We start from the raw sequence: 13184 nt of genomic DNA, 5'->3' as shown, positions 1-13184 counted from the left end.
CCGCCGTGGCGCCGGCGGCCGGCGCGGCCGTCGCGCCCGAGCAGGTGCACGTCCAGGTGTTCAACGCGGCCGGGCTCCCCGGGCTCGGCGCCCGGGTCGACGGCGACCTGCGGCGGGCGGGCTTCGCGACCACCGGCTCGCCGTCCAACGCCCCGATGGGGACGGCGGCCGGCCGGACGGTGATCCGCTACGACCCGCGCTGGGCCGAGTCGGCCCGGACGCTGGCCGCCGCGCTGCCGGGCGCCGAGTCGGCCGCCGTCCCCGGGCTGGGTCCCACCCTCCAGCTGTACGCGGGCGGGGACTACCCGGCCCCGACCGGTCCGGGCCCGTCGGCGGCCGCCGCCCCGCCGCTGCCCCCGCCTCCGGTACCCGCCGCGACGACGCCCGCCCCGACCGCTCCGTCGGCCCCGGTGGCGGCCGACAAGGCGTCGGACATCATCTGCCCGTAGGCCCCGCCGGGGCCGGGCGGACGTGCCACAGGGGCCGGGGCGCTGTCGCGCACCCGGCCCCCGCCGTCCCCCGATCCCCCGATCCGGGGGTCAGTCCGTCGCGATCGCCGCGAGGACGTTCATCCGGCCGGCCCGGAAGGCCGGGACGAGCGCCGCGACCAGGCCGATGACCACCGAGGCGACCAGCGTGGCGACGATCGTGCCGGTCGGGACGGACAGCGTGGCCAGGCCCTGGTCCCTGAGGACCTGCTGACCGGTGATGCCCCAGGCCAGGCCGAGACCGGTGCCGAGGATCGCGCCGAACAGGGCGATCACCACGGACTCCAGCCGGATCATCCGGCGCAGCTGGCGGCGGGAGAGCCCGATCGCCCGCAGCAGGCCGATCTCGCGGGTCCGCTCCACCACCGAGAGCGCCAGGGTGTTGACGACGCCGAGCACCGCGACCACGATCGCGAGGCCGAGCATGCCGTAGATGATGTAGAGCAGGGAGTTGACCTGCGCCTGGACGAGGTCCTTGTAGCCGGCCTGGTCCCGCACGTTGACCTGCGGGTACTCCTTGAAGGAGGCCTCCAGTGCGGCGAGCGTCCCGGCGACGTCCGAGCCGGCCCTGGCCTTGCCGAAGACGACCGCGTCATTGCCCTGGTCGGCGACCGGGACGGCCTTGCCGAGGGTGTCCAGGCCGATGAAGTAGTTGCCGTCGAAGAGCGAGTTGCCCTTGGTCATGATCACACCGACCGGCAGGGTCTGGGTGCGGCCCTTGCCGTAGTCGACGCCGATCCGGTCGCCGATCTTGAGGTTGTGGTCCTGGGCGAAGGTCTCCCCGACCACGATCGCGCCCTGGCCGAGCGAATCGGCGCTGCCGGACTTGACCGGCAGCCTGAAGTCGGCGGTGAAGGTCGGCGAGACCGCCGAGACGCCCTCCGTGGTCGCCTTGCCGTCCGGGGTGGTGAAGACCGCCGGCACGAACTGCTGGCGGGTGATGTGCTCGATGCCCGGCGTGTTCTCGGCCGCCTTCACCATCTCGGCGGTGAGACCGGTGCGGCCACCGGAGATGATGTAGTCCGCGCCGACCGACTTGTCGATCTGCTCGTTGGTGGACTTGATCACCGAGGAGGTGAAGACCGAGGCCCCGATCACGAGCGCCAGGCCGATCATCAGTGCGCCGGCCGTGGCACCCGTCCGACGCGGGTTGCGCATCGCGTTGCGCTGGGCGAGCCGGCCCGACGGGCCGAACAGGGCCGGCAGCACCGCGCCGAGCACCCGGACCACGCTGGTGGCCAGCAGCGGGCCGAGGACGACGAAGCCGATCAGGGTGAGCAGCACTCCCAGGCCCAGGTACTGCCCGCCGGTGGCCGCCTTCTCGGCCCCGGCCGCCAGGGCCAGCAGGCCGGCGCCGCCGGCGGTCAGCGCCAGGCCGATCACCGTTCGCACGACGTTGGAGCGGCCTTCGGCCGGGGTGCCGTGGTCGCGCAGGGCCGCCATCGGGGCGATCCGGGCGGCCCGGCGGGCCGGGAACCAGGCCGCCACCAGAGTCACCACGATGCCGAGGCCGTACCCGGCGATCGGCACGTCCGCGGTGATCTGGAGGTCGGCGGCGCTGAGGTTCATGCCGACGGCCTTCATCAGCTGGATCAGGCCGGCCGCCAGGCCCAGGCCCGCGCCGAGCCCGATGGTCGAGCCGAGCACGGCCAGGATCAGCGCCTCGATCAGCACCGAGCGGTTCACCTGCTTGCGGCTGCCGCCGATGGCGCGCAGCAGCCCGATCTCCCGGGTGCGCTGGGCGACCAGCATGGAGAAGGTGTTGATGATCAGGAAGCCGCCGACCAGGGCGGAGATCAGGGCGAAGCCGAGCATCGCGTTCTTCATGAAGCCCAGGAAGGAGCCGACGTCCTTGTTGTTCTCCTCCTTCTGCTGCGCCGCGGTCTTCACCTGGTAGCCGGCGCCCAGCGCGCCGAGCGCGTCGGCCTTCAGCTGCTCGTCGGAGCGGCTGCCGTCACCGAAGGCCTCGACCGAGGTGTAGGCGGTGGTGCCGAGCAGCACCCGCTGGGCGGTGGGGGTGTCCACGAAGGCGAGTGCCGCACCCGGGTTGGTGGTCTTGAAGGTCGCGATACCGGCGATGGTGAAGTCGTACTTGCCGCTGCCGGCTATCACCCGGAGCTTGCCGCCCAGGCCGAGACCGGCCTTCTTGGCGGTGTCCGCGTCGAGCACGACCTGGTCGCCGCCCTGCGGGGTGTGCCCCGAGGTGATCTCCACCGAGTTGCGCGGGGTGTCCGTCCAGTTGCCCGTCAGGGTGGGCGCGCCGCTGGTCGGGCCGATCGCCTTGTTGGTGACCGGGTCCACCAGGATGGCGTCCTGCGAGAACACCTGGCCGACCGCGGTCTTCACGCCCGGCGTGGCGGCGACCTTCTGCACGGTCTCGACCGGGACGGTCTCCACCTTGCCCCGGGGCGCGCCGTCGTCGCCCTCGACGTCGTTCTTGGCGGGCTGGACGGAGATGTCGGAGGCGGTGGAGGCGAAGAGGCGGTCGAAGGTGCTGGTGGCGGTGTTGGAGAACACCAGCGTGCCGGATACGAACGCGACCGAGAGGACGATCGCGAGCAGTGAGAGCACCATCCGCCCCTTGTGGGCGAAGAAGGTCCTCAGTGAGGTCTTGAGCAGCATGTCCCGATCCCCGCTCAGCTGGTGCGCTTGCCGTCGAAACGGCGCATGCGTTCGAGGACGGAGTCGGCGGTCGGGGCGTGCATCTCGTCGACGATGACGCCGTCGGCGAGGAAGAGCACGCGGTCCGCGTAGCCGGCGGCGACCGGGTCGTGGGTCACCATGACGATGGTCTGGCCCAGTTCGTCCACCGAGCGGCGCAGGAAGGTCAGGACCTCGGCGCCGGCCCGGGAGTCGAGGTTCCCGGTGGGCTCGTCGCCGAAGATGATCTCGGGACGGGCGGCCAGCGCCCGGGCCACCGCGACGCGCTGCTGCTGGCCGCCGGAGAGCTGCGTCGGCCGGTGCTTGAGGCGGCCCGCCAGGCCTACGGTCTCGACGACCTGGTCCAGCCAGGCGGCGTCCGGCTTGCGGCCGGCGATGTCCATCGGGAGCGTGATGTTCTCCAGCGCGTTCAGCGTCGGGAGCAGGTTGAACGCCTGGAAGATGAAGCCGATCTTGTCCCGGCGCAGCCTGGTGAGCTGCTTGTCCTTCAGGCCGGTGATCTCGGTGTCACCGATCCAGATCCGTCCCTCGGTGACGGTGTCCAGTCCGGCCAGGCAGTGCATCAGGGTCGACTTGCCGGAACCCGAGGGGCCCATGATCGCGGTGAACCGGCCCCGCTGGATGTCGACGTCCACCGCGTCGAGCGCGGTGACCCTGGTCTCGCCCGTGCCGTAGGCCTTGGTCACCTGACGCGCCGAGGCTGCCACGGCGGCGGCGGCGCCGCCGGGAAGCTGGGGGTCGTACACGGCTGCTGCTGCCGTCGTCACTGGATTCTCCTCAGAAGTGGGCCCACCCGTTGACCCCAGCCTCGTCGTCCCCGCCTGGCCCGCGAAAGGGTGCAGGAGGGAGTCCTCGACCGGGTGTCAGCCCCACCCACCAGGTGCGCCCAGGACCCCGGTTCGCCGGAACCTCGGGTCCTGATCCGCACGAGCGGGGATGTGATCCACGTTAGGAGCGGCGAGCGAACCGCTCGTCATCCGCCGGTATGAAGCCGCCCAACCGTAGTTGTACGGGGCGTGGCACCCCTCCCCCTAGGGGTCGCCGCCGCCCTCCTCAGGGTCGGCCCGTACGGGACGACTCCTGACGGTCGGTCAGCCGGTGAGGGCCGGTGTCGCGAGCCGCTCCAGCGCCGTCGCGAAGGCCTCGACCACGGGCGTCAGCAGCACGTCCGTCTCGCGCTCGATCACGGTCGCGCCGTCCTCCCGGACGGTGATGTGGCGGTCGAGCACGAACCACCCCTGGGTGATGTGGCCGGCGCCCATCGAGCTGAGCACCGGGCGCAGCGCGTAGTCGACCGCGAGCACGTGCGCGGTCGAGCCGCCGGTGGCCAGCGGCAGGACGGCCTTGCCGGTCAGCGCGTACTGCGGCAGCACGTCCAGCAGGGTCTTCAGCAGGCCCGAGTAGGCCGCCTTGTAGACCGGGGTGCCGATCACGACGCCGTCCGCCCGGGCGAACAGCTCCAGCGCCGCGACTATCTCCGGGTGGGAGAAGTCCGCCGAGAGCAGGGCGTGCGCGGGCAGGCTCCGCACCTCGAACGGGACGACGTGGTGACCGCGGGCTTCGAGCTGCGCGTCGACGTGGCGCAGCAGGCGGGTGGTGCGGGAGGTCGCGGACGGGGAGCCGGAAACGGACAGGACGGTGGCCATGGGTTCACCTCGGGGCAGGTAGCGGGACGCGCTACGACAGCGGAGAGCACGCCGCGCGGGCGGCGGGAAACGCTGGGAAGGGGTGTGCGGAGAGGAAGGGGTTCGACGGGCGCGCGTCAGCCACGACAGAGCGAACAGGACACACGCTGAAGGTCGACGTGCCGCCGACGCGTGAGGGTCCATCGCTGATCCATGGCAGTCATGCAAACACGCAGTGTTCGAACCGGTCAAGGATCGTTCCGGCTGGTGAACACAGGGTGAGACGGATGGTGAGACGGGCCCCGGGCGGACGGGGCGGGGCGCGGGGCCCTCCCCGGCGCCGTCCGCGACCGCTTCGCGACCCTCCGTGTCCCCGTCCGCGTACCCGTCCGTGAGCCCTCGCGAGAACTTGCGGCGGAACGATCCGGCACGTGCATCAAAACTGCTACAAGGGCCCTGGCGGGGGCCCCGGGGGGAGTCACCGCACCCGGCGTCGGGCATCCTCTCCCACATGAACACGTGGCAGGAGGGCCGCCCGGGCGGCGGCGGCAACGGCGGCGGCGCATACGGGCGCGGCGGTGGTGGCGCGGCGGCCGAGCCGCCGCTGCCGGCTTCGCTGAACCCCCGCGGCCCGGGGGCTCCGGCGCCGCGACAGCCGCAGGAGTACGGCCAGACGCAGCCGCCGGCCCGGGACCGGGCGCAGCCGCCCGGCTACGGCCCGGCCCAGGGCTACGGGCAGCCGCAGCCGCCCGGGCAGCCCCAGCCGTACGGGCAGCCGGACGCCCGGCCCGGCGTGCCCGCACAGGGCCCGGGGGTGCCCGGCGGCCCCGGCGGACCCGGCGGACCCGGCGGACCGATAACCCCGGGCGACAGTCGGCCGCCCGCCGCCCGCCCCTCGCGCTGGCCCCGGCGCCGGATCGTCAAGTGGTCGGTGTTCGGCCTCCTGATCGTCATGATGGTCACCGCCGTCTCCACCTGGTTCTGGGCCGACTCCAAGCTGAACCACGAGAACGTGCTCGCCGACTACCCCGGCCGTCCCGCCGCCGGGAAGGGCACCAACTGGCTGATCGTCGGCTCCGACAGCCGCAACGGCCTGTCCGACTCCCAGGAGGAGGACCTGCACACCGGCCACGCGGGCGGCAAGCGCAGCGACTCGATGATGATCCTGCACGTCGGGGACGGCGGGAACACCCTGATGAGCATCCCCCGCGACTCCTGGGTGCCGATCCCCGAGCACGCCGGTGAGAACGGGAAGACCGTCAAGGCGACCACCTCGAAGATCAACTCGGCCTTCGCGTCGGGCGGCGGCAAGCTGCTCGCGCAGACCGTCGAGCTCAACACCGGCCTGCGCATCGACCACTACGCCGAGATCGGCTTCGCCGGCTTCGTCGGCATCGTCGACTCGGTCGGCGGCGTGGACATGTGCATCGACCAGGACGTCAAGGACAAGGACTCCGGCCTCGACCTCAAGGCCGGCTGCCAGACCCTGACCGGCACCCAGGCCCTCGCCTTCGTCCGCCAGCGCCACCAGATGGCCGACCAGGACCTCGGCCGGATGCGCAACCAGCAGAAGTTCCTCGGCGCCCTGGCCAAGCAGGCCGCCTCCCCCGCCACCGTGCTGAACCCGTTCACCTTCTACCCGCTGGTGGACTCCGGCCTCGGCACCCTGATCGTGGACGAGGACGCCGGCCTGACCGACCTCGGCTCGCTGTTCCTCGCCATGAAGGACGTCAACGGCGGCGGCGGCAAGAGCATCACCGTCCCGATCGCCAACCCGGACTTCCGGACCAACACCGGTGAATCGGCGGTCAAGTGGGACACCGCCAAGGCCAAGCAGGTCTTCGACGCCTTCAAGAACGACACCGCCGTACCGGACCTGAAGTGACACCCCACCGCTGCGTGACGCCGTGTGACGCTGCGGACACAATGGGTGGATGTCTCTCGTCACCGCGCTGATCTACCGCCGTCGTCACCGCCTCCTGGGCCGCCTGGTCCAGGAGGCGCTCGCCGTCTACGGGATGGAGGTGCCCGCGGCGGCCGAGATCGGGCCGGGGCTGACGGTGTTCCACCGCGGCTTCGGCACCGTGCTGCACCCGTACACGACGCTCGGCGCGGACGTGACGCTCTACAACGGCGTGACGATCGGGCGGGCCGACCCGTGGGTGCCGCAGGAGCTCAGCGCCATGCGGCGGGTGGTGGTGGAGGACGGCGCGGTGCTCTGCGCGGGCGCCAAGGTGGTCTGCAAGGAGGGCGTGCTGACCGTCGGCGCGGGCACCGTCGTGGGCGCCAACGCCGTCCTCACCCGGTCCACCGGGCCCGGTGAGATCTGGGCCGGCGCCCCGGCCCGCAAGGTGGGGCTGCGGGAGGGCTCCTGGGTGCCCGCCGCCTGACCGCCCCGTGGCCGGTGCCTGACCGCCCGGTGGCCGGCGCCGCTCAGGCGGCCGGGAGCGGGGGCAGCCGGTCGAGGGTGATGCCGAAGTGCTCGCGGTAGGCGGCCAGTGCGTCGGCCTCGTCGAGGAGGTCCTCGGTGCGCGCGCCGTCGGGGCCGGTGCGGATCAGCCGGGCGCCGCCGAGGGTGATCCGGCCGCCGTCCGCGGTGAGCCGCGAGCAGGTCGACGAGCGGGTGAAGTGCGAGTCGGGCGAGGTGGTCTGCCACCAGCAGGTCGGCACGAAGTCGGCCAGCCGGTGGGGGCGCAGGCCGAGCCGGTACTCCGGCCGGCCGTCCATCAGCACGTCGAGTTCGTCGTCGCCGTGCGGCACCAGGGTGAACCCGCCGCCGGGGTCGCGCTGCGGGCCGCGCTCGTCCAGCCGCAGCGGGAGGTGGCTGAACCGGCCGAAGCCGACATCGGCCAGCCACGGCCCGTCCAGGTCCACCCGCAGGGCGAGGTGGTCGAACGGCGGGCCGGTCCGGTCGCCGTCGAAGACCCGGGCGCCGAGCAGCTCCACCCGGTAGCCGAGGGCGCGCAGCAGCTCGGCGAAGAGGCCGTTGAGTTCGTAGCAGAAGCCACCGCGGCGGCGGGTGACGAGCTTCTCGAACAGCGCGCCGGTGGCGAGGAGGACGGGCTCCCCGAACCCGATGCTCAGCGTCTCGAACGGCACGGTGCCCAGGTGCGCGCGGTGCAGCTCGGCCAGGGCCGCCGGCGAGGGCCGGTCGGGGCGCGGCACGCCGATCCGGGCCAGGTAGGCGTCCACCTGGGTGTCGGTGAGGCCGTCGAGGGCCGGAGGATGATCCACACCGCTCATTCCAGCGCGTCGGCGGGCGTCGGGCCATCGGCCGTTGGACGTAGGGCGCGGGACGTGCGACCGGCCGGGCGGCGCGCGGTCGGGGCCTGGGGTGCAGGAAGTCGGCCGGGCCGACTTCCTGCTCCTCGGCCCGTCAGGGGATCGGGCTTCAGGCCACGATGCCCGAGTCGGCGATGGTGATCTTCGCCGAGGTGCGGCCGCTCTGCGAGCCGTAGGACTCGATCTTCGACACGAGGTCGAGGTTCTCGACGACCTCGCCGAAGACGACGTGCTTGCCGTCCAGCCAGTCGGTCACGATCGTGGTGATGAAGAACTGCGAGCCGTTGGTGTTCTTGCCCGCGTTGGCCATCGAAAGCTGGCCCGGCTTGGTGTGCTTGAGCGTGAAGTTCTCGTCCGCGAACTTCTCGCCGTAAATGCTCTTGCCGCCGGTGCCGTCACCGCGGGTGAAGTCGCCGCCCTGCAGCATGAAGCCCGGGATGACGCGGTGGAACGAAGAACCCTTGAAACCGAAGCCGTGCTCGCCCGTGGCCAGCTCACGGAAGTTCTTGGCGGTCTTCGGAACGATGTCATCGAACAGCTTGAAGACGATACGGCCGGCCGGCTCGTCGTTGATGGTGATGTCGAAATAAACGTTGGAACCCATGCAGGGATCATGGCATGCCGCCCCCCCTCGCGCGCGACGGCCCCATATGCGGTCACCGGGTGCGACAGCCCGTGTGCGCCGTGCTCGGATCCGTGCGGCCCGCGGTGTTCCGCGCCCGGCCGGCGCGGGCGAACGGGCGTGGGCGAACGAGCCGGGGCGCGGACGAACGGGAGCGGACGAACGAGTGCCGCGGCCTGCCTCAGGCGGGCCTGCGGGCCAGCAGGCAGGCCTGCCGGGTCTTCTCCTCGCCCTCCGGTTCGCGGACCAGGCGGGTGGTGACCTCCAGACCGGCCCCGGCCGCCAGCTCGGCGATCCGGTCCGGCTGCCCGCGCCGGAAGTCCAGCGCCACCGGGTGCCCGTACGGCTGCTCCACCCTGAGCGGCCGGTCGCCGACCTGGAAGGCCAGCAGCAGGTGCCCGCCGGGGGCGAGCACCCGGTGGAACTCGGCGAAGACCTCCGGCAGCCGCTCCTGCGGGGTGTGGATGATCGAGTACCAGGCGACGGCACCGGCCAGCCCGCCGTCGGCCAGCGGGAGTTCGAGCAGCGAGCCCTCCGTGAAGCGCAGGCCCGGATACGTCCGGCGGGCCAGCTCGACCATCCGCGGCGAGAGGTCGATGCCGGAGACGTCCAGACCGAGGCCGTGCAGGTACGCGGCCACCCACCCTGGGCCGGAGCCCAGTTCGACGACCGGCCCCTCGCCCGGGAAGTCCGCCCGCACCAGCTCGGCGAACGCCGCCAGCATCGCGCGGTCCAGCGGCCTGGCGGCCAGCACGTCGCGGAAGTGGTCGGCGTAGTCCTCGGCGACGGCGTCGTAGAACGCCCGGGCGGAGGTCAGGAAGTCCGGCTCGCTCATGCCCCCGCACCCTACCCCCGGCCGGGCCGCGCGGGGCAGGACCTAGCATCGCCCCCGTAGCAACCGACGAGGGGGGAACGGGACATGAGCGCACCGACGGACACGAAGCGGATCGGCGTCTATCTGGCGCACCCGCGGCCGGGCAGCTTCAACCACGCGGTGTTCGAGGCCGTCGTGGACGAGCTGCGCGGACGCGGCTGCGAGGTGCTCGCGCACGATCTGTGCGCGGAGGGGTTCCCGCCCGTGCTGACCGCCGAGGAGACCGGCACCGTCGCCGCCGCGGACGGTACGGGCGACGCCCGACTGGCGCTGCACCGGGCGGAGGTGGCCACGCTGGACGCACTCGTCCTGGTCCACCCCAACTGGTGGGGCATGCCGCCGGCCGTCCTGACCGGGTGGGTGCAGCGGGTGCTCGTACCCGGCGTGGCGTACAAGCTCGGTACGGCCGACGGCGAGCCGGCCGGGCTGCTCCGCGCGGGGCGGGCGCTGGTGCTGAACACCTCCGACACCCCGCAGGAGCGCGAGCGGGACGAGTTCGGCGATCCGCTGGAACGGATCTGGGCCGCCTGCGTGCTGCCGTACGTCGGGGTGACGGACGTGCGGCGGATCGTCTTCCGTACGGTGACGGACTCGGCCGACGCCGTCCGCGCGCAGTGGCTGCGCCAGGCGCGGCAGGAGGCGGCGGCGCTGATCGGCTGAGACGGGGCGGAGGTTCGGCACGGGCGGGAGTGGACGGCGGTCGTCACCGCGACCGACCGCGGCGCCGTACCGGGTGGCGGCCCGGCCGCCCGTGCTAGAACCGGCGGCGGCAGCGGGCGCGAACGCACGCCCGCACCACCGTGCGATCCATGTCACCGACCACTCCGGGGAGACCCATGTCCGCCGCACGCACCGCCCGCTCCGGCCCCGTCCGCCTGCTCCTGGCCGCCCTCGCGGCGGTGGCTCTGCTGCTGTCCGGCGTCGTCACCGCGACCGGCGCCGGCGCCGCGACCACCACCACCACCGCCCTCAACGGGCTGGACGGCACCTGGGCCTGCACCGTCCCCGCCGGGTACGTCTACGACCAGGTGTCCATGAACCGGACCTGCAGCTCCGGCAGTTGGAACGCGCCGCAGTTCCACCTGCGGACCCCCGCCGACGGGCTGACCGCGTGTACCAGCGCACCCGGCTTCGTCTACGACGCCATCACCTGGGGCAGCGCCTGCAGCCAGCAGCCCGGCGTGTCCTCCAACGCCTACCACCTGCGGACGCCGGTCGACGGCCTCACCGCCTGCATGGGCACCCCCGCGTTCACCTACGACCGCATCACCTACACGAGCGCGTGCAGTCTGCAGCCCGGCGTCCAGGCCACGACCTTCCACCTCCGCACGCCGGCCAACGGCCTCTGGGCCTGCACCGTGCCCTCCGGCTTCACGTACAGCACGACCACCCAGAACACGGACTGCAGCTACACGCAGGGCGTCCCGTCCACCAAGTACCTCCTGCTCGGCTGAGACCCCGCACAGCGCGGGAGCGGGAAGTCGGCCGGGCCGACTTCCTGCTCCACTCGCCCACCCCCCGGGGGGGGCGTCAGGCCTGCGGCAGTTCGAGCTCCGCCACCTCCTGGTCGCCGCTGAACTCGCCGGTGGGGCGGAACCCGAGCCGGGCGTAGAAGCCGGCCGGGCCGTCGTCGCCCGGCACGTAGGTGACCGTCGCCCGGCGGCCGCCACGGCGGCGGATCTCGGCGCAGACCTGCTCGACCGCGAAGCGTCCGTAGCCGCCGCCCTGGGCGTCGGCGGCGATGTTGAGGCGCCAGAGACCGGAGCGCGGCAGGTCGCCCGGCCGGTCGGGGTAGAAGGTGAAGTCGAAGAAGGCCATCACGAACCCGACCAGCCGGTCACCGTCGAAGACCAGCCGGGGCCAGGCCTGCTCGCCGTGGACGTACGCCTCGGCCAGTGACTTGACCACCGGGGAGACCAGCCGGTCCTGGTCCGGCCGCACCTTCAGCGCGAGTGCGGCGTCGACGGTGGCGGGGGTGACCGGTTCCAGCCTCAGGGCCGGTGATGACGTAGACATGCCGCCGACCCTAACCACCGACGGCCGCGCCGGTCGCGCGGGTTTCGCCGGCCCGGTGCCGGGCGCACCTATCCACCGGGCCCGGTGTCGGGCCTCAGGGCGCCGGGGTGAAGACCAGCGTCGCGTTGTGCCCGCCGAAGCCGAAGGAGTTGGTGAGCGCGGCGGTCAGCGTACCCCGGCGCGGGGCGCCGGTCACCACGTCCAGCTTCACGGCCGGGTCCAGGGTGTCGAGGTTCCGGGTGGCCGGGACGACGCCGTCGCGCAGGGCGAGGACGGCGGCCAGGGCACCGATCGCGCCGGCCGCGCCGAAGAGGTGGCCGGTCATCGACTTGGTCGCGGTGACGGCCGGGTGGAGCCCGATCGCCTCGGCCACCGACTCGGCCTCGACCAGATCGCCCGACGGGGTCGAGGTGGCGTGGGCGTGGACGTGGGAGATGTCGCCCGGGACCAGGCCCGCCTCGGCCACCGCCCGGCGCATCGCGCGGACCTGGCCCTCGGCCGCGGCCGCGGTGATGTGGTGCGCGTCCGAGGTGACCGCCGCCCCGGCGAGCGTGGCGTGCGCCCGGGCCGCCCGGGCCGCGGCGAAGCCGGCCCGCTCCAGGACGACCACCACCGAGCCCTCTCCGATCACGAAGCCGTCCCGGCCGACGTCGAACGGACGGGAGGCCAGCTCGGGCTCGTCGTTGCGGGTGGAGTGGGCCCTGGCCTGGGCGAACCCGGCCAGCGGAAGCGGGCAGATGCAGGCCTCGGCGCCGCCCGCGACCACCACGTCCGCCCGGCCGAGCCGGATGAGGTCCAGGCCCATCGCGATCGCCTCCGCGCCGGACGCGCAGGCGCTCACCGGGGTGTGCGCACCGGCCCGCGCGCCCAGCTCGATGCTCACCCAGGCCGCCGGGCCGTTCGCCATCAGCATCGGCACGGTGTGCGGGGAGACCTTCCGCACGCCGGAGGCCTCCAGCACGTCGTCCTGCCCGAGCATGGTGAGCGCCCCGCCGGTACCGGTTCCGATCACCACGGCCAACCGCTCCGGATCCACCTCGGGCCTGCCCGCGTCGGCCCAGGCCTCCCGGGCGGCGATCAGCGCCACCTGTTCGCAGCGGTCCATCCGCCGGGCCAGCACCCGGTCCAGCACCTCGGAGGGCTCGACCTTCAGCCGCCCGGCGATCCGCACCGGCAGTCCGGCCGCCCACTCGTCCTCGATCGCCCGGATGCCGGACCGCCCGGCCAACATCCCGGCCCAGGTCGAGGCGACGTCCCCGCCGAGCGGCGTCGTCGCGCCGAGCCCGGTGACCACCACGCGGTCGTTGTCATGACTCATCGGCCGAACCCCCTGCTTGTCGTGGAGATTGTCAGAGACGCACAACTCCCCGCACGGGTGAGTGCGGGGAGCTGTGGGCCCATCTGCCACTTTGCCAGGGCACTGATGATCATTCAGATGCGCAACGCAACCGATTCGACCATGCAGTCTTTGTGAAGTTTTCACAACAGGCCAGGCGTCCATGCCGACGCCTCGGGCGGGACGTGCGGCGGGGTGCCCGGGGGTGCCCCGCCGGTGCCCGCTACGGCAGGTTGCGGGCCATCACGATGCGCTGGACCTGGTTGGTGCCCTCGTAGAT

Annotated in this window: 14 protein-coding genes; 5 read left to right on the top strand and 9 right to left on the bottom strand. The window is 72.9% G+C overall.

Translation table 11 applies throughout. The features are described 5' to 3' along the window. On the top strand, positions 1–449 hold a 449-nt coding region (locus ACFVYI_RS41555), incomplete at its 5' end, for a LytR C-terminal domain-containing protein (RefSeq protein WP_387895145.1). A 90-nt stretch (positions 450–539) separates the two neighbouring features. Here the strand turns inward: ACFVYI_RS41555 and ACFVYI_RS41550 are convergent. From ACFVYI_RS41550 to ACFVYI_RS41535, 4 genes are all read right to left on the bottom strand, one after another. Beyond that, positions 540–3110: an ABC transporter permease gene (locus tag ACFVYI_RS41550; protein ID WP_387895144.1), complete on the bottom strand. Its 2571-nt coding sequence runs from the start codon at positions 3108–3110 to the stop codon at positions 540–542. Between the two features lie 14 nt (positions 3111–3124). Then, positions 3125–3856 (bottom strand): ABC transporter ATP-binding protein, encoded by a 732-nt coding sequence (locus tag ACFVYI_RS41545; protein ID WP_387895147.1) that lies wholly within the window; start codon positions 3854–3856, stop codon positions 3125–3127. A 384-nt stretch (positions 3857–4240) separates the two neighbouring features. Continuing rightward, on the bottom strand, positions 4241–4795 hold the full coding sequence (gene ssuE, locus ACFVYI_RS41540; RefSeq protein ID WP_387895143.1) for an NADPH-dependent FMN reductase: 555 nt from the start codon (positions 4793–4795) through the stop codon (positions 4241–4243). Between the two features lie 116 nt (positions 4796–4911). After that, complete coding sequence (locus tag ACFVYI_RS41535) at positions 4912–4989, bottom strand: putative leader peptide (protein WP_359810240.1); 78 nt, start codon at positions 4987–4989, stop codon at positions 4912–4914. Positions 4990–5285: 296 nt separating this feature from the next. Between ACFVYI_RS41535 and ACFVYI_RS41530 the strand changes: the two genes are divergently transcribed. Together ACFVYI_RS41530 and ACFVYI_RS41525 are read left to right on the top strand one after the other, a co-directional pair. Next, positions 5286–6659, top strand: coding sequence for an LCP family protein (locus ACFVYI_RS41530; RefSeq protein WP_387895141.1), 1374 nt, complete (start codon positions 5286–5288; stop codon positions 6657–6659). A 49-nt stretch (positions 6660–6708) separates the two neighbouring features. Beyond that, a complete protein-coding gene (locus ACFVYI_RS41525; RefSeq protein ID WP_387895139.1) occupies positions 6709–7164 on the top strand; it encodes a hypothetical protein in 456 nt (151 codons plus the stop codon). Between the two features lie 43 nt (positions 7165–7207). Here ACFVYI_RS41525 and ACFVYI_RS41520 read toward each other — a convergent pair whose 3' ends face one another. From ACFVYI_RS41520 to ACFVYI_RS41510, 3 genes are all read right to left on the bottom strand, one after another. Beyond that, positions 7208–8017, bottom strand: coding sequence for an arylamine N-acetyltransferase (locus ACFVYI_RS41520; RefSeq protein ID WP_387895137.1), 810 nt, complete (start codon positions 8015–8017; stop codon positions 7208–7210). Between the two features lie 148 nt (positions 8018–8165). After that, entirely contained in the window at positions 8166–8660 is a 495-nt protein-coding gene (locus tag ACFVYI_RS41515; RefSeq protein ID WP_387895135.1) for a peptidylprolyl isomerase, read from the bottom strand. A gap of 199 nt (positions 8661–8859) precedes the next feature. Next, positions 8860–9513, bottom strand: a complete 654-nt coding sequence (locus tag ACFVYI_RS41510; RefSeq protein ID WP_387895134.1) for a class I SAM-dependent DNA methyltransferase — start codon at positions 9511–9513, stop codon at positions 8860–8862. Positions 9514–9597: 84 nt separating this feature from the next. Between ACFVYI_RS41510 and ACFVYI_RS41505 the strand changes: the two genes are divergently transcribed. Both ACFVYI_RS41505 and ACFVYI_RS41500 read left to right on the top strand, forming a co-directional pair. Further along, positions 9598–10212 (top strand): NAD(P)H-dependent oxidoreductase, encoded by a 615-nt coding sequence (locus tag ACFVYI_RS41505; RefSeq protein WP_387895132.1) that lies wholly within the window; start codon positions 9598–9600, stop codon positions 10210–10212. A gap of 176 nt (positions 10213–10388) precedes the next feature. Further along, on the top strand, positions 10389–11006 hold the full coding sequence (locus ACFVYI_RS41500; RefSeq protein ID WP_387895131.1) for a hypothetical protein: 618 nt from the start codon (positions 10389–10391) through the stop codon (positions 11004–11006). A 76-nt stretch (positions 11007–11082) separates the two neighbouring features. Here the strand turns inward: ACFVYI_RS41500 and ACFVYI_RS41495 are convergent, their stop codons facing one another. Both ACFVYI_RS41495 and ACFVYI_RS41490 read right to left on the bottom strand, forming a co-directional pair. Next, entirely contained in the window at positions 11083–11568 is a 486-nt protein-coding gene (locus ACFVYI_RS41495) for a GNAT family N-acetyltransferase (RefSeq protein WP_387895129.1), read from the bottom strand. 94 nt (positions 11569–11662) lie between these two features. Then, positions 11663–12886 carry a beta-ketoacyl-[acyl-carrier-protein] synthase family protein gene (locus ACFVYI_RS41490; protein WP_387895127.1) on the bottom strand — a complete coding sequence of 408 codons (1224 nt, stop codon included), beginning with the start codon at positions 12884–12886 and terminating at the stop codon, positions 11663–11665. Positions 12887–13184 lie beyond the last annotated feature (298 nt).

Origin of the sequence: Kitasatospora sp. NPDC058218, from assembly GCF_042882445.1 — a bacterium.
In the GTDB taxonomy this organism is placed as follows: Bacteria; Actinomycetota; Actinomycetes; order Streptomycetales; family Streptomycetaceae; genus Kitasatospora.
The sequence above is the reverse complement of the archived record's forward strand: the minus strand, read 5'-3'. Positions and strand labels throughout refer to the sequence as shown.